The 22,344-nt window shown below is 59.3% G+C and carries 12 protein-coding genes and 1 pseudogene; 8 read left to right on the forward strand and 5 right to left on the reverse strand.

Annotated features, from left to right (window positions below; all coding sequences use genetic code 11):
* Positions 1-25: 25 nt before the first annotated feature.
* The 5 genes from AC3A3X_RS13110 (at position 26) to AC3A3X_RS13130 (ending at position 6,224) form a co-directional block, all read left to right on the forward strand.
* Positions 26-1,132, forward strand: coding sequence for a tyrosine-type recombinase/integrase (locus tag AC3A3X_RS13110; protein ID WP_487583468.1), 1,107 nt, complete (start codon positions 26-28; stop codon positions 1,130-1,132).
* A gap of 280 nt (positions 1,133-1,412) precedes the next feature.
* Positions 1,413-2,807, forward strand: coding sequence for a hypothetical protein (locus AC3A3X_RS13115; RefSeq protein WP_487583469.1), 1,395 nt, complete (start codon positions 1,413-1,415; stop codon positions 2,805-2,807).
* Positions 2,808-2,863: 56 nt separating this feature from the next.
* Complete coding sequence (locus tag AC3A3X_RS13120) at positions 2,864-4,657, forward strand: hypothetical protein (RefSeq protein WP_487583470.1); 1,794 nt, start codon at positions 2,864-2,866, stop codon at positions 4,655-4,657.
* Positions 4,654-5,121 carry a hypothetical protein gene (locus AC3A3X_RS13125; protein ID WP_487583471.1) on the forward strand — a complete coding sequence of 156 codons (468 nt, stop codon included), beginning with the start codon at positions 4,654-4,656 and terminating at the stop codon, positions 5,119-5,121. Before AC3A3X_RS13120 ends, AC3A3X_RS13125 begins: the two co-directional genes overlap by 4 nt.
* Positions 5,122-5,759: 638 nt before the next feature.
* Positions 5,760-6,224, forward strand: coding sequence for a hypothetical protein (locus AC3A3X_RS13130; RefSeq protein WP_487583472.1), 465 nt, complete (start codon positions 5,760-5,762; stop codon positions 6,222-6,224).
* Between the two features lie 100 nt (positions 6,225-6,324).
* On the opposite strand, the gene AC3A3X_RS13135 is transcribed toward AC3A3X_RS13130, so the two are convergent.
* Positions 6,325-6,717 (reverse strand): MbcA/ParS/Xre antitoxin family protein, encoded by a 393-nt coding sequence (locus AC3A3X_RS13135; RefSeq protein WP_487583517.1) that lies wholly within the window; start codon positions 6,715-6,717, stop codon positions 6,325-6,327.
* A gap of 878 nt (positions 6,718-7,595) precedes the next feature.
* Between AC3A3X_RS13135 and AC3A3X_RS13140 the strand changes: the two genes are divergently transcribed.
* The 3 genes from AC3A3X_RS13140 (at position 7,596) to AC3A3X_RS13150 (ending at position 15,297) form a co-directional block, all read left to right on the forward strand.
* Complete coding sequence (locus AC3A3X_RS13140) at positions 7,596-8,093, forward strand: hypothetical protein (RefSeq protein WP_487583473.1); 498 nt, start codon at positions 7,596-7,598, stop codon at positions 8,091-8,093.
* Between the two features lie 2,694 nt (positions 8,094-10,787).
* On the forward strand, positions 10,788-14,975 hold the full coding sequence (locus AC3A3X_RS13145) for an RHS repeat-associated core domain-containing protein (RefSeq protein WP_487583474.1): 4,188 nt from the start codon (positions 10,788-10,790) through the stop codon (positions 14,973-14,975).
* A gap of 1 nt (position 14,976) precedes the next feature.
* On the forward strand, positions 14,977-15,297 hold the full coding sequence (locus AC3A3X_RS13150; protein ID WP_487583475.1) for a hypothetical protein: 321 nt from the start codon (positions 14,977-14,979) through the stop codon (positions 15,295-15,297).
* A 560-nt stretch (positions 15,298-15,857) separates the two neighbouring features.
* Here the strand turns inward: AC3A3X_RS13150 and AC3A3X_RS13155 are convergent.
* The 4 genes and pseudogenes from AC3A3X_RS13155 to AC3A3X_RS13170 all read right to left on the reverse strand — a co-directional run bounded on the left by AC3A3X_RS13155 (position 15,858) and on the right by AC3A3X_RS13170 (position 22,131).
* The gene (locus AC3A3X_RS13155) at positions 15,858-16,313 is read right to left on the reverse strand and encodes a hypothetical protein (protein WP_487583476.1); all 456 of its coding nucleotides are present in this window, start codon (positions 16,311-16,313) and stop codon (positions 15,858-15,860) included.
* A 322-nt stretch (positions 16,314-16,635) separates the two neighbouring features.
* Positions 16,636-16,791, reverse strand: a pseudogene (locus AC3A3X_RS13160) (KUP/HAK/KT family potassium transporter); the annotation flags it as partial.
* Positions 16,784-17,977: a hypothetical protein gene (locus AC3A3X_RS13165; protein WP_487583477.1), complete on the reverse strand. Its 1,194-nt coding sequence runs from the start codon at positions 17,975-17,977 to the stop codon at positions 16,784-16,786. The pseudogene AC3A3X_RS13160 and the gene AC3A3X_RS13165, both read right to left, overlap by 8 nt.
* Before the next feature lie 59 nt (positions 17,978-18,036).
* Complete coding sequence (locus tag AC3A3X_RS13170; protein ID WP_487583478.1) at positions 18,037-22,131, reverse strand: HigA family addiction module antitoxin; 4,095 nt, start codon at positions 22,129-22,131, stop codon at positions 18,037-18,039.
* Between the last annotated feature and the right edge of the window lie 213 nt (positions 22,132-22,344).

The following is a 22,344-nucleotide window of genomic DNA, read 5'->3' on the forward strand; positions in this document are numbered from 1 at the left end:
TCTTCCATTTCAAGGGAAGACAGACATGGAGTTGTTCTTCACTGATTCACAGTTCGCGGTGGGCGCGACGCAACGCCCCCGCGTTCCCTTCGTGCTTGACGAAAAGATGGAACTGGTCAGTCCGGTCAATGAGTGGCTCTTTAACGTAGCCGTAATCAGTGGGCGAACTCGCAACAAGCCTTTGACCTGGCAGGCGTACGGCTATCGCATTGTCGACTTCTTCAGTTGGCTTGAAGCTCGAAAGCTACGTTGGGACGCCGTCAACAAGAAGCACATCGCGCTCTACCGAGACTGGAGCTTGGAGCGGTGTGAGCCGGGCACAGTTAATGCGCATTTGTCGGCAATCGCCTTGTTCTATGCGTTTCAGGTCAAGCAAGGTTCGATAGAGCGGACTCCGATCGATCGGGTCGACCTGAATAGCCGGACCTTGAACGTGTCCGACCGCGGTCGCGGAAAGCGTCGAAAGAAGTACGATGTGACGGTCCCTGCGCCGATAACGCTTCCCCAGCACTTTGCCTTGGACGAGATGCGCCTGCTTTTAAGGGCCGCAAATGACTGGGAAGAGCAGTTACAGATGGCAGTTTGGGCGATGACAGGCATGCGCCGCGCTGAACTGGCATCCATCGAGTTCAAGGCCGTCCAATCCTTGACTAAGCGACTGATGAGCTCAGATCGCCCGATGCTCTCCCTGCGGCTAACCAACACAAAGAACGGGGATTCTCGCGACGCATTCCTGACCCGCGGATTGGTTAGCGAACTGCACCATTGGGGCATGCTCGTGCGTCCCCAACGAGCGGAACTGTACAGACAGCGGTACGGCGAAGAGCCGTCGGCGTTCTGGTTGACCGCAAAGGGAAAGTTACTGAACCTGAGTTGGCTCAGTACCAAGATCAGCAGGATTGGGCAGTCGGTAGGAGTGCATGCGAACCCGCACAAATTCCGTCATACATTTGCGACTGATACGTACGCTGCGACGGGCGATCTTCGAAAGGTTCAGAAGCTTCTTGGGCACAGGAGCATCAGTTCAACAGAGATCTACGAGCACACCGGCGATTTCGACGAGAAAGGCTCACTGGAGCGCTACCAGCAAAGCATAGATGGAATCCTCTCCGCGGAGGTGCGCCGTGGGTGACATCGCGAGACGCCGTAAGGACTACAAGCCTGCATCGGGCGGGAAGCGAGTCGTCCCGATGCGAAACGAGCCTCCTGGTTACGCGTTCCGCGCCAATGGTCTCGAAATCGACCTTTCGCGATATAGGCTTACGAGAGGAAAGGGCGACATCGCGTGGAACTTCGCGGTCGCCATCTGGAGGAGACGCATTGCGTTTCGGGCGAGGACGCTCGAAACGTATGTGGTTGCGATAGATCGCTTCTTCGAGTTCATACGTGCCAGACACCCACAAGTGGCGCGAGTGTCCGAGCTAACGACCGACGTGCTCGTTGACTTCAACTACTGGGCACAGCGCCTTGCACAGCGACGGCGAGGTGAAAAGCCCCTCGCAGAGGGGACTCCGTTGCGTTGGTGGAAGTCGCTTGCCGCTGTGCTCACCGAGTTGCTGCGTGATGACGACAGCAAATTGCCTCGTGACCTGATCATTCCTTGGGGCGTCACCAAGGGGCATGTTGATAATCAGACAAAGCCCTACACGGTCAAGGAAAGGGATCAGATCATCCGCGCCTGCCACAGGGCGATCGAGGGCACGCGGAAAGAGGTCGATGCAGTGGGGTGTGAGAACCTCAAGGGCAGCGGGATGATCAGGCTCATTCCCTACCTCCTTCTGCTCGCGCTAAGAACAGGATTCAATGCAGGGGTTCTGCTGGGACTTGAGATCGGTTGTGTGGTGCCGAGCAACATATCCGGTCTGGGATGGGTGAGGGGTGGGATCAAGTTCCGATCGGGGCTCACACCCAACCATCCGGTCAAACCGAACCCGGACATGAGCACTCTTCCGCTTTCGCTGCGAGAGGCGGAGCTGATTGCCGAGGTGGAAAAACTAACGGGGTCAGTGCGGCAAGAGGCCGCACAATGTTATCGAAGGCTACTCTGGCTGGCGCGGCCCCGCGGGACCGGAACGGGCCGGCAGGCGATTCCTCTCGGCGAGACAAACTACTTCCAACCGTTGCGAGCATTCGCCGAACGATACGATCTCCGGGACGACGAGGGTGGACGCTTGGTACTGAACTTGAGGCGGTGCAGGCCGTCGTTCGCCGAGGGGCTGTTGAAAGCCAATGGTGGCGACATCATCGAACTGAAGAAGCGGCTCACGCACAAGTCCCTTCGAGCAACGATGCGCTACATCGATCCCGATGCCAAGGAGCGCAAGCATGCATTTCGCTTCGCTGGCCTTGCCATGCAAGCCTGGGCGCTCGGAGAGGGATCTCTGCCAGACAGGCAGGCGCTGGCCAAGGATCTGCATCTAGGTCCTGAAGAGGTTGACCGGCTCTTGAGCGGAGAGCACAACATGCGGGTCGCCAAATGCAAGAATCCCTGGAACTCTCCGGTCAAAGGGGTCAAGCCCGGTGAGGCGTGCTCGGAGTTCATGGTGTGCCTGCGTTGTCCCAACGTCGTCATCCTGAGAGAAGACGCCCATCGCCTGTTCTCGTTCTACTGGTTTATCCACGCCAAGCAACATCGGATCGATCGGAAACGATGGGAAGCCGGCTACTGCTGGATTCTCAAAGTCATCGATGAGGAAATCGCGCCGCGACTGGGTGATACGCAATGGATTGAACAGGTGAAGGTGGCGGCCAAGGCTAATCCCCATCCGCTGTGGGAAATAGATGACGACTGGGAGTCGGAAACGTGAACCGGGGCGCCAAAGAGCGAGCCGCCCGGCCGGCTGCGTCAGATCGGGGAAATCACGTGACCCCGAAATCCAGGCTTTATGACGATCGGTGGGACTACCGCCCGGTTTGGACTGACAAGAGCGTTCCTCCAAACAGCAAGGTCATCAAATGGGACTTTGAACTGGCAGACAAGCGGACTTCGTTCGCAGATCCCGAGCACACGGCGCTAAGGAGAAGTGCGCAACGGGCACTGGACGTGATCCAGAAGAACAATGGCGCGACCCTGAGGCCTTCTACTGTCAAGAGGGTATTTACGGACATGAAGTCGCTGCTCCGGTACATGGTCGCGCGACGAATCTGCCAGTTCTCAAAGATTACGGCCGGTCAGGCCAAAGGTTTCATCAGGCTGACGGTGGACTCGGACCTGTCCCCAAACAGGAGGCTGGGCCATCTCAAGATTCTTGAGTACCTCTACGACTTTCGCCTTCAGCTCAATGACGCGCTGGCATTCCAACCGTACCCGAACGAGTCAGCGTTCGAGCTCTTGGGGAATGTCAATCAGGAGAGGCGCAATCGCAAGACACCGGTCATTCCTGATTCTGTCGCTACGGTGCTGATCCGGCATGCGGTCAGGCTAATTGATGACTCCGCGGCCATTCTTGACGCGCATCTTGCTCGCGAAGGCGCGTGGCCGTGTCGTGGGCAGTCTCGCGCGGCCCGCGACAGGGCCAGGCGCAGCGCGGCGGCAGGGGCCGGTGTATCCGATGGCTTGGAGTTGACGCGCCAAGTGACATTGCTTCGTACCGCCTGCCTGATCGTCTTGCTGTTCTTCGTGGGCGTGCGCAAAGGTGAGTCCGCCAGCTTCCACAAGGCAAGCTTGACCACGGACGATGAAGGTTTCCTATGGCTGGATGGCCTGACCACCAAGCTGCGCAGGAAGCGAGCCAAGTGGATGGTTCCACCGGTGGTGCAACAGGCTGTCTCAGTAGCAACTGAGTTGTCGCGGCCCTATGCCGAGAAGCTTGCTGCCGAGAGGGATTGGCTGGAGGCGGCGATCGAGACGGTCAAGTCGCCGCGGCGAAAAGCTGCCTATCAGGCCCGCCTGCGAGAGATTGATGAGATCAAGGACCAGTTGTTCTTGTGCGTCGGCGCCCGGTCGGAGCCTAGCGAGTTCGGAAACCGCATATCCGTTCTGACGAACACGTATGACTGTCTGCGCGCTTTTGTCAGAGAATTTGACATTCGTTACGAAGGCGAGCTGTGGCGTCTGGCGTGTCACCAGTTCAGGCGGACATTTGCCCGCTTCATGGCCGCCAACCTGTTGAACCTTCGCTACTTGCAGGAGCATTTCAAGCACATGGCGCTGGACATGACTGCGTGGTACGACGTGGACGATGTGGAAATGACCGGATTAATCCTCGAGTACTACGAACAGTTCAAAACGAAAGTGCTCGCAAGGATCATGGAGACGGGCATCGTTGCCGGGAAGGCGGCCAAGGGCTTTCGCGCGGAGCGCAACTCGTTGTTTCTCGGGCTGGCGTCCCAGGAAGGCAAGGATTCGTTTGTTTCCGGCCTGTCTTCGGCCATCAACTTCAAATCCACTGGCATCTCTTACTGCATGGGATTTCGTGACAGGGGGCTGTGCACTGGGGTGGTCGGCTGCATGTTGGATCCAAGAAACGTCCGGGCATGCGAGAACGCATTCGTCCCCGCGGAGTTTCTGCCCGCATGGAAGCGCATGGAAAGGCGAAGCGTGCGGGCATTGGCGCAAGGAGACCTAGGTGTTGTCGAGAGGGATGACCAGCTTGATCTGCTTGCCAATACGATCAGGCCGATCATTGCGGAGCTGACAGGCGAGGTGGAAGGATGAGTGTCCCCAGGAAGGCCGCCGGCATAGTCGAAGGCGCGAAGGATCGCGCGATCGACGTGCGCCATGACTTCATCCTTGCCCTCAAGAGGATCCAGGAAGGAGCTGCACTGCATGTCCGGGTTCGACCCAAGCAGAAGATCACGCCGGCGATGGTGGCTAAAGAGGCCGAACGTGCGAGGAGCCAGCTGTATGCCACGCACCGTGATCTCCTGGGACAGATCAGCGAGGCCAATACGAAGCGAAATTTGCCAAAGCAAGAGGAGAATCGCCAGCGGCGGAAGACAGAGCTTGAGCTTAGAGCGCTGATTGCAGCGCTGTCCCGGGACAAGGAACTGCTGGCCCAGCAGAACTATCGGCTCCAGACGGAGAACGACGAGCTCAGAAGTGAGATTCAATCGGCCGCGTTTGTCAGTACGCGTCCTGCCCAACCGGCTAAGGGCCGAAAACGGACGAGGCGGACGTAGGTTGGCCTGCTTTTGGAGTGATACTTACTCCAGATGCTGGTGATGAGTTCGTCCAGGTAGGTAGGTGAATCGACCAGCCGTGCCGCGATCGATTCCGGTAACCTGGACGGCGGCGCTTCACGATTGAGCGCAGAAACCGTCATTCGCGCTGATCCATCGTCGTTCTCGCCTGCCACCGACGCGTTTCGACAAGTGAACATGCACACGCTAACTCGTGGCGGAGCCAGCCACAGTGACTTAATGGCTCCGCGGTGAAGGCTCCTTCCCCGAGTTTGTGCAAAGATCAGTAGCCTTCGGAGAGGGCGGCGCCGGCGCGTACTGGCTGATACGCACGGACTGACCTAGTCGGCCATTTGGATGCGGATACGAAGGGTGAAGAACGCGTCGCGCTGGACGGCACACTCCCAAGGCATGGATCGCACGCATTGCCTTTGTGCCTGCTTCTGGCCGATCCCGATCATTCCAGCGAGCGCACCAGCAAGAGACCATCATGAGATCTTCAGGGGCCGCGGAGTTCCTCGAGCGTCGTAACATCGTGGGGCGTCATTGAGCGAGGTTGCATGCCGGAGCCAACCTACCTATTCCTGGACACCGAGTGGGCTGACGCCAACGGCGCCGACCTAGTAAGCTTGGCCTTGGTGAGTGAGGACGGCCAGCTGGTGTTCTATGCGGAGCACGCAACCTTGCCTGCAGAGGCGACTGATTTTGTCCGACGCGTGGTCTATCCGCTGCTGGAGCGAGGTCCGGCGGCCATGTCCGACTCCGCACTTACAGCCGCGCTTCGCGCTTTCCTGACGCACGTAGATGAACCTTGCGTGCTAGCCGATCATCCAAAAGATCTAGGGCTTCTGAAGCTAGTCCTGGCCGGATTCAATCGGTCCGATGCAGGGATCATCAACGATATGCCTTTGCCATCGCTCGTCATGACATGCATGGATCGCGAAGGGCTCACCACGCTGCTACTGGAGAGTTGGTTCTTGTCTCACCCCCAAGCGGCGGCCAAACGACATCACGCCTTGGTCGATGCACACGCGTTGCGCATGGCCTGGCTAGCAGCTACGGGGCGCATACGGGCTGATTGGACCCACACCGACTACCTGTAGGCGGGCACACAGAGCAGCGCCGATGACTGCTGTTGCGTCGCCCGGAGGCTCGGCCTCGCCCGTCCCCTGTCTGTCGACCAGGAATGGCCGCGACGAGGGATCAATGATCGAGCTGCGCGTCAAGGTACTCGCGGACGGCCCGCAAGTCATCCACACGTCCATGAAGCATGCGCGCCAAGGCTGAGTCGCCACCGAACAACGGTGCTGTATTGGGCTGACGAAGCCAAGCATGTACGCGACCAGGATCGTGGAACAGCTCCGCCAGCGAAGCGTAGATTCCGAACAGATGAGACAGTCGTTCGAGTGTCGCCGGCGGAAGCGGTTCCTCGGGCGCTCGCTCACGCCACGTCCCCACGATCGCTGGAAACTCGCCGAGCAAGGTCGCTTCCTCCGCGGTATCCAGCTCCCATGCCGCAGAAATGCGAAAGAAAGTGCGCAATACCGCTCGCGTAGCGGCAGGGCTATTGAGGTCTGTTGTCGGCACGTTGTGCATCACAAGTAGGTGCTAGATAAGCGAGGATACCGAACTGACCATCTCTTCGCGGGGACAGTTCACATCCCCAAGGCCCGCTTGGTACGGCGCTTCCTCCCCTCCTCGCAGGACTACCGAACTTCGTTCACGAGGTGATCAACCAACTCAGAGTGAGGATCACTGTTCATTGGCGAGCCGCGGGATTGAGGTCCTGTGAGTTTAGCCCATCCCCGATGCTGTCCCGGATGTCCGTATATGGACTCCTCCCGTGGCCGCAAGCATCCTGCATCCGGCGCCCTCGTCGACTGCGCATGTATATCCGGCCTCGGACTACTGCATCGCTTCGATGCTGGGCCTTGATGGGCTATTCGCGCGTCGGCTCCCAATCGCTTTGACGTGCTTACGCACCAGGTCTAGGGGTTGCCGACGCCGGTCCGACCGGTTTGCCATCTGCAGGTTGTTCGCAATCGTTTGGGTGGCTTCCTCTTGCCACCCCGTTTGAAGTGGTAAAGGAGGGGACAGACGAACTCGTTCTCGCGCAACGTCGATTGCTCCCGCGGCGACAGCAATAGCGATGCGGCCAGCCGCGCCGCGTAGGAATCACTCCCGGATACTCCCAAGAATGCGGAAGTCGCTTCGGCGTCGCCAATCGAGGGACAGGCCGAAAGTCGGCGCACACTAACCTTGACGGAGGTCACAGCACCGATGGAGCGCGCCTTGACAGACGCGCGAACGATTCAGGATGCTCGCGAACAGAGCAACAGGGGGCCGCAAGGGAATGGGATCAACCGACGTGATGGATCTTCGCTCGATCCAACCCGAGGACTGCGCGCCTCACTGCGCTTGGTTGACGTAACGGAAAGCAGGACCAAAGTGAAGACAATTCTGGACACCTGGTAGTGCACAACGAGAAACGTGTGCATGTGGTCTCGGCGCCAATGACGTCGCTCGTTCAATTGCTGATCCTGGCGCTGCCGCTATGGGGATCGCAACCATCCTACGCGGCCGTGTTCCATGCACGCGAAGGTGATGCATTCCTTGCCTGTATCGAAACTGCTCGCTTGCAGGTCCAGCGAAAGCCGAATGTCTACGAGTCGCCGTACTGCACCAAAGAATCAAATGCTGGAGGACCCTACTGGTACTGCAGGGTTCTCCAGATAGCTAATGGTTTGCAGAATCCTTGCTGGGACTTTGACGGGACACACAGATATCCCGCCACAGCGTCTTGCCTCACCGAACCGGCGTCAACAGCACTAGCACTACCACCGGTCAATGGCATGCAGTGCATTGCTGGCTGTTCCAAGCGAAGCGACGGGCAACAACTCATACCGAACGGCGATGTCTGCCTTGTCATCCTGCCGGTGCTGGACAAGTCGAACGAGTGCGACATTCCATGACCTCCTTGGGTCGCATCACCCGGAATCGGGTGCTACTTTGGCTGCAACTGTTTACTGGCTCTGCCCAAGCGACGATCGACAATCGAGGCGATCCTTGTACAAGCGGAGAAAGCACCTGTGATCAGGGGACCGCCTACACGTCCGCGATTACGTGGCCGGGGGCAGCTCTCGGGATAGCGACAGGCCAAATCCAGAACTCGACCTCTTGTGCCAAGGGCCTACAAACAGCTCTCATTGGGCCAAGTACAAGGGCCACTACTTCTCCGCAGAGTGTGCGTCCTCCGGCGGCATCTACGACCTATCGAGCCCCCCACTTCTACCACCCCGTGAATATTGTCGTGTCAATCTCACCCTGTCATCCCAACCCAAGCACCGCCAGGCGGACTCTTATGACATCCCGGTTCCGAGTGCAGGGGGGACGGTCTGAGTTAGGCAACATCTAGCGAGCGCACGTGCGCTGAACCCTTCTCGATAGTACGAAGGCCAACGAATGCAAAGTTCCCTAGTGTCCTCCTGGCACTCAACAGGCCCACAAGTGCTGTTGTTGCTTGTCCTTGCTTTGTGCAGTGATCACGCCTTGGCAACCGTCGACAACCGTAACGATCCCTGTGCGAGCTCGACCTCTAGCCTGTGCGATCAAGGCGCTGCTTATGCGACGGCCATCCGATGGGCGCAAATCGGCTACGCACTTATGGATGACTACGCAAAGAGCCGCACAACCCCTTGCGCGCGAGGTCCGTTTACCGGCTCAGGATCTGCTACGGGCAAGAAGTACTATCAAGCTGCGGCATGCAATGCCTCGGGCGGATTTTCCGCACTTTCTACCTATCTATGGACATCGCAGTTCTACTATCCAGTCGCCAAGACGTGCGAGGCGCGCCCTTCAGTCTCGTCTCCAGCGCCCGCGAACGGCACGGAATGCCAGAGCGGATGCGAATACAGTTCAGATGGCGTGGGAACGACGACACCAAGCGGCCAAACTTGCGCTCCAGCTAACCTCCTGCCAGACAAAGGCAACGAGTGCTATACCAACTAGTTCGCGGGTCGATAGAAGCGAGGAGAGGCAAGGATGTCCGGCAACTACGTCAATGCGATCGTACGGTGGGCCATACCGCTCACCTTCCACTCTTTCACCCGCTTGGGCACGAGCTCGACGAGGACCTGTAGCGCCCGAAAGGGCCGCACTCGTCCTGTGTCTGCGCTTATAGCTTCGATCTTCGTTGCGACCAGTTTCGTACTGCCGTCCACGCACAGCGCGTACGCAAAGGGATATCCAGACCAAGGGGCCGCCTACGCTGCTTGCATGGCGGACATGGCGGGCTTTGAGGCGTGGGCTGCTACGGCGCCCGGCGGTTGGAGGATCGAGGCGCCGCACCGCTGCCTTCCCCAGCATGGGCTCGACTATTATCTCTGGAAATGCGCGTCTCGCTCTGGAAGCGACGCTGTTAGGGACTGCCGACAACCGTATGCGAAAACGCTCGGAGATGTGGAGTATTCAGCCAGAAAGGTCAACAGCTGTTCTGCGCGCCCAACAATTCCGGTCGGCGCCAACGTTGACGGAGCGAGCTGTCAAGGAGGCTGCGAATACCAGTTCGAACACATCTCCGCATCGGAGAGCGTCGGATCACCAACTGGAAACGTCTGCGCATCAACCTACTTCCACGTCGAGAAGGCGAATGAATGCTGAGTAGGACACATATTCTGGAGATGCGAGGTTAAGCTCACGATGACAGGCGGAGACCAGACCGGGTGTAGGTGCTTTACCTAGTGGGAGTGCTGCTCCGCATCAGGCTCATATGTTGGCCATAACGATTCCCGTGATCACTGTCACATCGAAGCGGGAGACCCCTTGCCCTGGAACACGGCTGCTGTTCAATTCTTCAAAGGGGTAAGCTGCAGCTCCGTCGGCAAGAGAGCAGTCCAAGGATATGGGGGATGAGATGCCGGAAAATCGCTCTGTGCGGAAGCGACGCGTTGCGCGAAGTCACCTCGCACCTACTACCTTCGCATTCCTCTTCCTTTCCTGCTTTGCGTACATCAAAGAGGCTAGCGCCCAAGACTACAGTCTGTGTCGGAGTGATCGATTTGGTATCACGCCGCTCTGTGAGGATGAAGGCGTCGCCGTTTCGGTCGTGTGGCAGCTGGCCAATGCATACATCAGCAACCACAACCGAGCTGCAACTATCGGAAAGACGTCAGGACATGTATGTCCTGTCTTCGCACGGGGGCCAAGTAGATCCCGATTCACCGCCCGATTTCAGTTCGATCAGTACACGTGCAATGAAAGCGCTGGATTCTTCGACGCCGTTGGGCGGGAGTGGAACACGATCAACAGCTGTGCTGCGCGGCCAGCCCAGAGTAGGCCGCCAGCCCTCTCTCAAGGTGCAATTGAGTGCGAATCTGGGTGCGAGTTCGTGCAACAGAGCAACGTTGATGGCACCGGCAAGGCCATTTCAACTGGCAACACTTGCGCCCCACCTGCGTTCGACTCAGCCAAATGCAGTCAATGTCAAGCGTCAGCTGGGGATGAGTTCTTTGGGATGTGAATCGAGGCGCATCACCAGGTTACTGGCTGGTGCCTAGCGTCACCTTGTAGCGAAGAGCCGACCGGACCCTGCTCGGAGAGCAGAAGTGAAAACAATCTGGCGCGGAAGAGCCTGAGCGGCACCTATCAAAGAGGATACTAAATTGGTAATGGACTCTGACTCGGCGGTTCCGCTCTACAACCATCAATCGCAAGCATTCCGCCAGTTTCGCCCGGAAGCACTGGCTCGTTACACTGCCATCGCATCAATTGTCGCTGCGATTTCAGTGCTATGCATGCCTCGTGCAGAGGCCCAGTTCGTACAGCAGATCAACATGTTTGCGGGTAGTAAGACGGAAAAGTCCGCTGACTACGCCGATGCTGGCGGCCATCTTGGCTTTACGCGCTACTACACCAGCGTCGCTATCGCCAACAACCCCGGCTCTACCTTAGGCAGTCGCTGGCGCCATGAATATCAAGTCAGTCTGCCGTCGGCTGGAACCGGCTTGCGCAGGCTGAATCGCCCGTCCGGAAACAGCTATGTCTTCCGCCAAGTTGGCACGGCCTGGGTTCCGGATGCCGATGTAAGTGAGCGCCTGACGGCAGTGACCGGCGGCAGTTGGCGTATCACATCACTCGACAATCGAGTCGAGCAGTTCAACAGCGCCGGCCGGCTCGAACGCATCGAATACCCAGATGGCGACGTCGTCCAGGTCACCTATGATGGCAGCGGTCGACCCAATCTAGTGACCGATCGTCGCGGTCGTACCTTAGTACTCGCGTACCTTGGAACCCTCCTCGACAACGTCCAGCTCCCAGACGGCAAGCTAGTCAAGTACTTCTATGACGGACAGAATCGACTCACCTTCACGTCGTACCAAACCAACGACGCCACCCCGCCGCAGTTCGCGAGCGTTGGTTATCTATACGAAGATGCGCGCGATCCGCAACTGCTGACAGGCAGAGTTGACGAGGCTGGCTTACGTGACGCCACGTGGGAGTACGACTCGAGTGGGCGAGCGGTTTCAAGTCGTCGCGGCGCCCCAGAAAGCGAGATTGATCGCGTCACCATTACGTATGGCATTGACCAATCTTGGGTCACAAATGCATTGGGCGATACCTCGGCGTTTGGGTACCAGCTACAACTTGGCCGCGCCAAGGTGGCATCCAGCCAAAAGCTCTGTGGAACTTGCGGCGGGGGAGCATCTCAGGCCCGCACCTACGACGCGAATGGCTATCCTGACATCACAACAGACTTTCTAGGCACCACAACAAACTATGATTACAATTCTCGCGGCTTGCTGACGCAGCAGATTGACTCTGAAAACGTTTCTGCGTCGAAGCGCACTACGCAGACCGACTGGCACGCTACCTTCGCAGTTCCTACTGAACGTCGCACTTATGACTCGGCCGGGATACTGGTCGCGCGAGCAAACTGGACGTACAACAGTCGCGGCCAGACCCTGACTTCGGCAGTAACAGATTCGACAAATGGAATCTCGCGCGTCGTAACCACGACATATTGTGAGCAGGCCGACGTCACGTCAGGTGCCTGCCCGCTTCCGGGGTTGGTGACGTCCACGAACGGCCCGCGTACGGATATCAGCGACGTCACCTCATATCGGTACTACCCTTCCGATAGTCCCGACTGCGCCGCGCAGGCCGCTGCCTGCTCTTGGCGCAAGGGCGACCTATGGAAGGTGACGGACGCTCTAGGGCACGTGACAGAGACGCTGCGCTACGATGGCGCTGGTCGCGTGCTGTCTGTAAGGGACGCCAATGGAGTGATCACCGACTTTGCGTACAGCGCGCGAGGCTGGCTAACCGCACGCAAGGTGCGGGGGTCAGGTGCAGGCTCTGAGACAGATGACCAAATCACGCAGATCGCCTATTACCCGACTGGCCTAGTCAGCAGCACTACACTGCCGGATGGCAGCTTCACATCCTATGTGTATGACTCCGCGCACCGCCTGATCGCCGTAGTCGATGCCGATGGAAATAGCATCTACTACACGCTCGACAATGCCGGAAATCGAACAAAGGAAGTGGTTAAGGGCAATGACGAAAGCCTGAAGCGTAGTTTGTCTCGGGTCTACAACGGGCTCAGCCAGTTGCAAACCATCAAGGATGCGGGTGGTCATCCCACCGGCCTCACGTACGACGCAAATGGCAATATGGACACGACCACGGATGCGCTCGGTCGAGTCAGCGACAACACCTTCGACCCCATGAACCGTCTCACCAAGACCATCCAGAACGTGGGAGGCATCAACGCAACCACCGAGTTTCGCTACGACGCCCTGGACAATCTGACTGAGGTGATCGATCCCAACGGGCTGACTACGAAGTACAAGTACAACGCGTTCGGGGATCTGACCCGTCTAGAGAGTCCGGACACCGGCGCGACAACCTATGGCCACGATAGCGCCGGCAACCTCAGTAGCACGCTGGATGCCCGAGGTGAGCCGACCAGCTACAGCTATGACGCACTTAACCGCCCAACTGGCGTCACCTATAGCGACGCTGGCTTGAACGTCGCCTACACCTACGACTCAGTTCAGATTGAGTGTGCCGCCGAGGAAACGTTCGCCATCGGTCGACTTGCTCGAATGGATGACGGCAGCGGCAGTACCCGCTACTGCTATGACCGATTCGGCAATTTGACTCGCAAGGTTCAGGTTACCAACGGTCAGGCGTTCACGCTTCGCTATGCCTACACGAAGGCCGGTCAGCTCAGCGGCATCCAGTACCCGGATGGCACGGTGGTCGACTACGTCCGCGACGGGCTTGGCCGGGCCACGGAAGTCGGAGTGACCGCTTCGGGCGGAACCCGCCAGGTGTTGTTGACTGGCGCCACTTACCACCCGTTTGGCCCTGTAGCCGGCTGGACCTTTGGCAACGGTCGCACGATGACCCGCACATTGGACCTGGACTATCGGCCGAAGACAATCATGAGCACAGGCACCGGCTCAGGCGGCTTGAATCTCGGCTACGGCTGGGACGCTGTAGGAAACGTAGCCAGCCTCCATACGAGCGGCCTAGAGCAGCCACCGCGCATCACCTTCGTCTACGACGCTTTGAACAGACTGACCGCATTCAAGGACGGCCCGACGGGGACTCCAATTGAGCAGTACAGCTACGACGCTACCGGCAATCGAACCAGCTTCATTAACTCGGCTGGCGCGCAGACCTATTCCTACCCCACCGATAGCCATCGACTCGCCTCTGTGGGCGGTGTTGCCCGCAGCTACGACGCGATCGGTAACACCACGTCGATCGGCGGCACCGCACGGGAGTTCGCATACAACGCCGCCGGCCGCATGAGTCAGGCCGAGCGCGATAATGCCGTGGCTATGCAGTACGCCTACAACGGTAGGGGCGAGCGGGTCTGGAAGTACGTCGACGCCCGAAACACCTACATCATCTACGACGAGGCGGGACATTGGATCGGCGACTACGAGAACGGCAATGCGCCGACTCAACAACTGATCTGGCTCGATACTCTGCCAGTCGGCGTTATCGCTGGCGGCGAGTTGCACTACGTTGAACCCGATCACTTGGGCACGTCGCGAGCAGTGATTGAGCCGCAACGGGATGCGGCGGTGTGGTCGTGGGACTTGGCCAGCGAGGCTTTCGGCAACAGCTCGGTGAATCAAGACCCGGATGGCGACGCAGTTTCGTTCGTTTTTGACATGCGCTTCCCGGGCCAACGGGATGACACAGCAAGCGGCCTCAGTTACAACTATTTTCGCGACTATGATGCGGGCAGCGGCCGTTATGTGCAGAGCGATCCGATTGGATTGGCCGGCGGTGCGTCCACGTACGGATACGTAGGTAGTTCGCCCATGGTATTTGGTGACCCACTCGGCCTTCAGCGGGTTATGCCAATGCACAGGCCGCCGTCTGCAGCAGCCGGCGGCACGATGGACGATCTCTCAGAACCTTGGATGCGCGGGGATCTTTCGGGCCAGGTCTCTACGTGGCTGTCTGAAACGCTTGGTAATCGCCCGCGCAACATGAATCCCGAACAAGAACGGGCATACGACAGGATTTGCAAAGGTCAGGACGACAAGTGCGGCACGCTAAAGCAAGTCACACAGCAACGGATTAGTGAGGCAAAGGTCAAGCAGGGTAAGATGTTCTTTGACCAGATGCTTTACGAGCATGCGTTCTCCACGCGAAACCCGGGGGCCACTGGGGGAATGAATACAACATGGATTGGGCATGCAGACGATCTTGCAAACCGAATCAGGACAATCTATGCGCAGATTTCTCTTGGAAAGCTAATGGGGTGCGATATGTCCGCGGAAGAGCGTATGGCACGTACTCTTTTCGTGCCGACGGCCCCTTGGAGGTAGTATGAAAGTTATGGTTGACATCAGTCTCTTTAGTTCTCCGACGACTTCCTACGCTTCTATTTGGGGTGAGTTGGATCTTGCAGCGTCGCCTAACGTCGGCGATGAGATTCCTCTCCTCTCGTCCGTTGTTCCGATGCCACGAGCTATTGGAGGACAGAAATTGAAGGTCGACAGCAGGCGATTCGACGACACTCAAGGCGCGCCCTGCTCACTACAGCTGACAGACCTAGTAGTGGACAGTGATGATGATGCTGAAGCGATCGCGCAGTACTTCGAGAAGGCGTTCGGCCTAACAGTGGAGAGATATAGGGGTTTCGCCTGAAGCCCTGACGCAAGTCCGGCGTCGGCAAACCCCTAAATGTCCTGGTGCGTAAGCACGTAGAAGCGATTGGGAGCCGGCGCGCGAATAGCCCAAGCCCGGCATCGCTAGGCGGTGCATTCAGTCTGAGGCCGGATATACGTGCGCAGTCGACTAGGGCGCCGGATGCGGGATGCTTGCAGTCAGAGGAGGGGTCCACATACGGACATTAGTCTCTTGGACTTGCGAGAGGTTCGCAGTTGACCATTTCGCTCCGGAAGCCACCAAGACGCGACTTGGCGTCCGCGTTGCCTTGTGCCGCAGATCTCTCAAGCCAAGACAAGCGGTCAACGCAGTTCGGCGCGGACCACGACTTAGACCACAGGTTGTACTGGGCCGTAGCCTCAAAGCATCTGAGGCGGTGGCGTCATTTGTAGTGTGACTGGCGCGCCAGCGCCCGTGCGGGCGACACGCAAAACATTGCGTCCAGGCGATGCATCGCGGGCATCCAGTTCTATTGCGTGCACCGGGGAGAGATGATCAGTGGACCAGTTCAGATTGATCACGCCACCGAACGATCATGATCAGGTCACCGACACAGCGTGAGCCATCCTTTCTTCGACACCTTTGAGTGGATCGGTGTCTAACACTCGAAACCTCTTGCCTGACATACGTGGAAGGTCTGCCGAAGAATCGGCATCAAGTGCCTGCAGACTGGGCCGCACGGTTTCGATAGGGAACCTGTAGTAGGCCCCACCGGTGTAAACCCGATTCCAGAAGATCCGGTCAAGGCACTCAAACAGATTTTCCCGACGATATCGAAGTGGTTGATGGCTGTAGAGAATGCGCGGGAAGATGTCAAAGGCACACGCAGAAGGCAGGTAATGCGCCGGATCGTCTTCCAGCGCCTCGCCCTTCCGGGCCAAGCACAGTAGTGCGATGAATGCCCCGAGGGAATATTGGTTGCGGATCGCCAACGTCTGCTCACGATCCAGCATCGAGTGATGGAACCTCCCCATCTGATCGGGGAGACCATCCATGAACAGGATCCTCCTGACCGGCATCGGTGACCCTTCAAGCAGCCTATGGATTCGCTGCATGGGTGGTGGGTCTTGGACTAGAAGCTCCCACAGCGGCAAGTCTCTCCAGAAGCTAACGTGACACTGCCCTTGGACCGCTCCTCCACCCGGGCGATGGTGTCGTCGTGCGGCGGGGCCTTTCCTTGGCGCCAGCGGCGAAATTTGTTCGAGGCTGATTCGTCGCCATCCCCTTGATATGGCTTGCGCCGATCAACTCGCCACTCAAGTTCCTTAGGCGAGTCTGTGCCGAAGTGTGTTGCCAGTGCGCGCACAGGGCGCTATCTCATATCTCCACGGGCGAACCCAGCTCCACCAATCGCGTTGTCGGAATCCTAAAGAAATCTGTCGCCGGCGCTGCATTGCGGTGCATGAATCCAAACAGCTTGTCGCGCCAGATCGGCATGCCTTTCTTACAGCTTGCGATGATGGTTTCACGGCTGGGGATAGGCGGCCTCGACCCCGACGAGATGTTCGGCGCTCATGCCGGCTTCTAGCGTATCCATCCACGCAAGAAACTCATCCCAATTGTTCAGGCTGAAGATTCGTACGCCGTAGCGCGACTCCAATCCGACAGACGGTTGACGAACCAACTCTGCCATAGGCGTATCCATGACAAAGGCATCGCAGTAAGGTGCGTACAGAGAGATGTGCTTGATGTCATCGAATACGCCGCTGAGGCGTTTGCGTGCTTCCGAACGGTTCGCATAGGCGCCGCGCTTCACCATGCTTTTCAGCGTGGCAAAGAGACGCGCGGAAAGCCACTCGTGCGGTACTTCGGCGAAGTGATCGGACTTGAAGAAGTCAGCGCAACACTGCAGCTGCTCCAGTTCCGGCATGTCTTTGGGCAGGTGGTCGCGCAGGTATCCCACCATGCTGGCCGTGATTGGGGAATCTAGGACTGCGCCAACATCCCCCTGTCGTATGCGATTGACCTTTTCGATGTAAAACTGCATGTAGAGGCGCCCGGCATCGTGGTATTCGAGTGCTACATCCTCGTCGAACGTTTGGGTCGATTGCTGCCAGGCGTCGAGGGTCATCACCAACTGATCCACTGCCTCTGCCTTGAGGCGGCGCTTGGCTTCCACGTCGTGCCAATAGCCGCCGACGTCGATAAAGAAGTAGTCGTCCCAGGCATCCAGCTCGCCCCGAATCGCATCCGCACTCTCGATCTGATGCTGGGCGCAATCGCCTTTCAGGTAGGCTGCGAACGCCTTTAATACCTGGGCCGTTTCGATGTTGTAGCTCCGCTCGAACTCCATGCCGCGGGCGGCAAGCTTGATGAACTCCATCAGCTGTGTACTAGTCTTGTCCTTGTATCCGCGCCATTGGTGCGTCTCATCTTCGTGCACCGACGAGTACGGCGCGACCAGCAGTTGGAGATGGCAGGCCTGCTTCACGCGCTCGATAGCGGCCAAGAAGCGCTGGTCGCTGCCACGGAAGGCGTGGGAGAAGAAGAACTGGTCGAGATACAACACCTTCTTGCGGATCTCGGGGAGCCAAGCGGCGGATTCGTAGCTGCAGGCCTTGCAACCGCGCAGGACATGATCGCGCCGAACCAAAACGTTTCCGAATGTGTTCTTGCCCTTGCATGCCGGGCAATCACCGAGTACGCGCGTGACCAGCATGATTGCGCCTTACCAGGACGAGAGCCGGTGCACGACCGGCATCTGTTGAGTGTCGTCTTTCATCGCCTCAGCCGCCGGTTCGCGGCCGCGGACGCATCTTCGTGGACGGCGTCGCGTTCATAGAACTCGGCGATCTGCTGCAGCATCTGGGAAACGAATGGGTGGCTGTACGCGAGCGCCGAAGCGTACCGTTGGTAGCTGGCGGCGAGATCGCGCTCCTGCTGGCCGCCTTCCCCGCGCCATGTTGCGCCGCGGCCGTTGTACGTGGCCAGCGACATGCCACTTGTCATCGCCCGGGAACGGACGTGTTCCAGCGCCTCGCGGACCGGTTCCGATGGCCAGATTCCGTCGGCGCCGATCTGCTTGCTGTAGAGCAGTTCGCCGATCATCTTGTCCGCGGATTCGAGGCGGCCGAAATCCTTCGCCAGACGGCGGGTTTCCTCGATCCAGGCAATGAGGGCTGCTTCGTCGACGCTGCCATCCGCCTGGGTACCGGGAAGGTGCCGGATGTGGGTGAGCAGGGAGTGGGCACGGCTTGCCGTCGCGGTGGCGACTTCTGGGTTCTGGATCCTCCACTCGGCAGGATCCTCTCCGCTGTCGGCGCGCCGGTAAAGATAGGAGAGGATCTGCACGTACAGCAGTGGCGACTTGGCCAGCTGGCGTTCCAGGTTCGTGGCCTTGGCCCTGGCCTGTTCGATGGCATCGATATAGGTGAACTCGAGAGAGGCCATTGCGTCCTCGGCAATCTGCTTGCTCTCGTCCAGTATGGCAATGGCCTTCGCAATGCTGTGCCCGGAAAGCATGTGCGTGCCCGCGGACTCATCGCCGATCGTCGCCACGCTCAACAGAAGCGAGTAGAGGATCTGTGGCTCGATCTTCTCTAGGTCTATCGACACGAATTCGAATGCCGCCCGCGGTCGCTTGGCGTCGACCAGCCGTGCGATGGCGACATGATACTCCTCTTGGCTCTGCCCTTCCCACCTGGGCATCACGTCGGCCCAGTACCGTTCACGCAGCGGGGCATCCAGGACGTTGGCGTGACGCCAGGTCGCGCTGCTAAACGGGGCGGCCAGCAGCAGACGGGCGATACCGTCGGCATCACCGTCCTTGGTCAGGGCAGCGATGCCGTCGGCCATGAGGGCATCAAGGTCGGATTTTTCGCGGCCGTTGAGCACGCCCGAGATCGCGCCGTCGATCGCGCGCCGGTGTTGTTTGTCCTCTTCCTTGATCAGACGCAGCAGGACCTTGAGGCTCTTGTCGAAATCGATGATGGAGTTCGACAGGTGCCACCCGGCCGTGATGGCGGCGTTTCCGGACACGCACAGACGGACGAAACCTTCGTAGCCCTGCGCATCCCACACTTCCTTCAGAGCCGACACCCGCAAGGTAGCGATGCGTTCCTCGCGCTTGCGGAAGTCGTAGTTGTCGTCCTCAAGCTCGGCTAAGGATTCGTCCACCCAGTGGTTGGTGAAAAGCCATTGATGGCTAACCACCGCGTCCTGCGGTGCGAGCGATTCATAGGCGGCCCGTGATTTGGCCCGGTTGCCGGCGGACATGTTGCGCCGTCGGCCGCGACGGGTATCGGTATGGCGCCGGATGCGCTCGCGCAGCGCAGCCATGTCCTCTTCGGATGGATTCGAGGCCCTCCACGCGTCGATGGCCGACCACAGGAGATCCGCGCGCCCGTCGTCGAACTGGTGGACATGCTCGACGAGGTCGCCCAACGTGTGGTGGTCATGATGTGGCCAGTCGATCGCAAGGTCGATGGCCTTGATCCGGAACTCCCGGTTCTCCTTGCCCTGGTCGACTCCGCCTGCGCCGATGCCTTCGCTGCGCCACCGCGGTCGTGAACTGCCGCTGGCATTGTGTGTGTTGAGTTGCGCGAGGCAGATGCGCCAGCCGATCTTCGGGTTCCGGCGGCACAGCCGCTCGAGCGAAGTAGTGCGCTGTGGCGCGCTTGCCGCGGTCTGCGGCATCCACCAGAGGAAGATGGCCTTCAGGCTTGCTTCGGGCTTGTTGCTGATGTTGTCGGTGATCTCGATGGTGGAGAGCGTGGCCAGGATATCCACGACCCGGGGCATGCGCTCCAGATCCCAGGCCAGCGATTCCAGCGCCCACAGCAACCCCGTGCGCGGGCAACTCGAGAACGGGGAATTGCCGCCTGAACCCATCAATGCATGGATCTTGGGCGAATCGCTGGCAAGGTCTTCCTCGACGATGTCCAGGAAAACCTCGGGAGAGGCTTCCGCGTAATGTTGCAGGTCACGGCGCTGGGAGAGCCAGGTGCGCTCGTTGAACGGCGTCAGCAGTGCGCGGACGAGAGCATCGACCTTGCCGCGGCAGTTGATGCCGAGCCGTTGCCCGAACAGCCTGTCGCCCGATACGGCCAGGAGCACCAGCGATTCGCAGATGCCGGCGCGCAGGGTTCCCGAGTGGTCGCGGGACTTGCCGTAGAAGGAGGCGGCCCACTGCTCGTCTTCCGGTAGATCCAGCGCGGGGTCGGTTTCCGAAAGCACCGTCCTGGCGACATCGAAGAAGCGGTCGATCATGCCCTTGGTGATAGCGGCACTGCAGGCCGTCAGGATGTCGACCTTCGAGATCACGCCGGCGACATTGCCGGCTTCCCAGATCGGCGTTCCCTGTACGTGCCGCAAGTGGGCGAGGACTTCTTCCACGCGTTCGTAATCTGTGCCGAACAGCGCCGCCAGCACTGCACGATCGGCTGCCATGGTCGTGACCCAGGCGCCAGCTAGACTCAGGCGGATGATCTGTGACGCCAGCGCGGGATCCTGGCTCCAGCCAGGTTGGCGGATGGCAGGAATCGTGGACAGCGCGCGGCGAAGAATCGTGGGGTACTGGCCGGAGACGCGCGCCAGCCGTTCGGCCTCGTGTTCGTCGACGCCCATCGCCTGCATGCCCTTTTGGAACGAGTCGTCGTCCAGGGCATCGAGAGCGATGTCGGCGCGGTCGTCCAAGGAACTGCGCGGCCTAATCAGGATGACTGGTTGGTTCCGATACAGCCCCGCGATCGCCTCTTCGGCTTCGCGGGAGGTGACGATCGCGATGAAGTTGGTGGATGCCCGCACCGCCTTCTGCAAGGCGACGGCGGAGTCGACCACGATGCAGCGGCTGTTGAGCCAAGTAGTGGTGTCGTCCACAGCTTCGGCAGCACAGTGGAGGAAGGCCAGCGCTTCTTCGTTCGATTCGGCGCTGATGATCAGCGGCCGGCTGGTCGGATCGCGCAGCCAGTCCGTGATAACCCCTTTTGCCGTTTCGGCCTGTCCGGAGAAGAGCTCCCTGCTCAACCGAGGCTCAGTGGCATCGGCCCATTGGGTCCAGCAGCTTTCAAGCGAACGCAGGCCTTCGGTGCTGGCGCCTATCAGTTCTGCGAACCATGTTTGCGTGGCGACCGATTGCTCTAGCCACTGCTCTAGGTCTCCGGCGTCGAACGCGCGCACATCGCGGAAATGCTTTTCGGCGCGACGCGCTTTCTCCCATGCTTGCTTTTCTGGCCACTTGCGGGGGGTGACAAAAACGAAGGTCGTGTTCTTGCGCTCTTCTTCCGGTACGAGGCGTAGACGCGCCTTGTAATCGGACTGCGCTTTTCGATCGGGATCCGCGTTGCAACCGAATTCCCAGCCCGAGACCCCGATCGGGATCCACGGCGTGGCCGCACCCGAATCGACGTAGCCATCCCAGCCCGGCCGTTCGGCGTCGTCGTAGGCAGGGAAGTCGACCTTGCTCAGATCGATGCCGGTGGTGTTCACCAAGCGACGCAGCAGCGCTGCCAGCTGTTGCCGCGGTTCGATCCGCCCCGATGCCCAGGCCTGGATGTCATTGGCGCGGATTTGCAGGAAGCTGCGGGCGTAGGTGCGGACTGGCATTTCGGCCTGCCGACCTCGGGAATGGGTGTTCTCGATCTCCGCCTGGACCTTGAGGAGCTCTTCACTGTCTGCCCCGAATGCCCGCTGCAGCCGCAAGGCCATGTCGGTAGAAAGGGAGGCGTTGCCGTTGAGCAGCTTGGACAGAGTGGGACGGCTGACGCCTAGCACCTCGGCAGCGGCCTTGACCGAGACGTCTCCCGGTAGGACGTGCACCTTGATGTATTGGCCGATGTGATCGAAAGCTGTCTTAGCGTCCATGAGAATAATCATGTAGCGTGTTGCGCTACACGCTACACATCATTAAACTGCCGGTCAAGCGCTGGCTGGCGTGGCATTCCGTCCGCTCGGGATGCAGGCGCGGACCGACCGGCTGCGGATGCCGTTGCTGAGGCCGGAGTGGCGGCTGGTGCTCCCATGACCCTGTGCGCATGGTTGTTCTCGGCGCCCCTGACTACCGGCTGCCGGCTGTACCAGGCCGCGATT

It is taken from the genome of Lysobacter sp. Soil_N_23 (assembly GCF_057656135.1).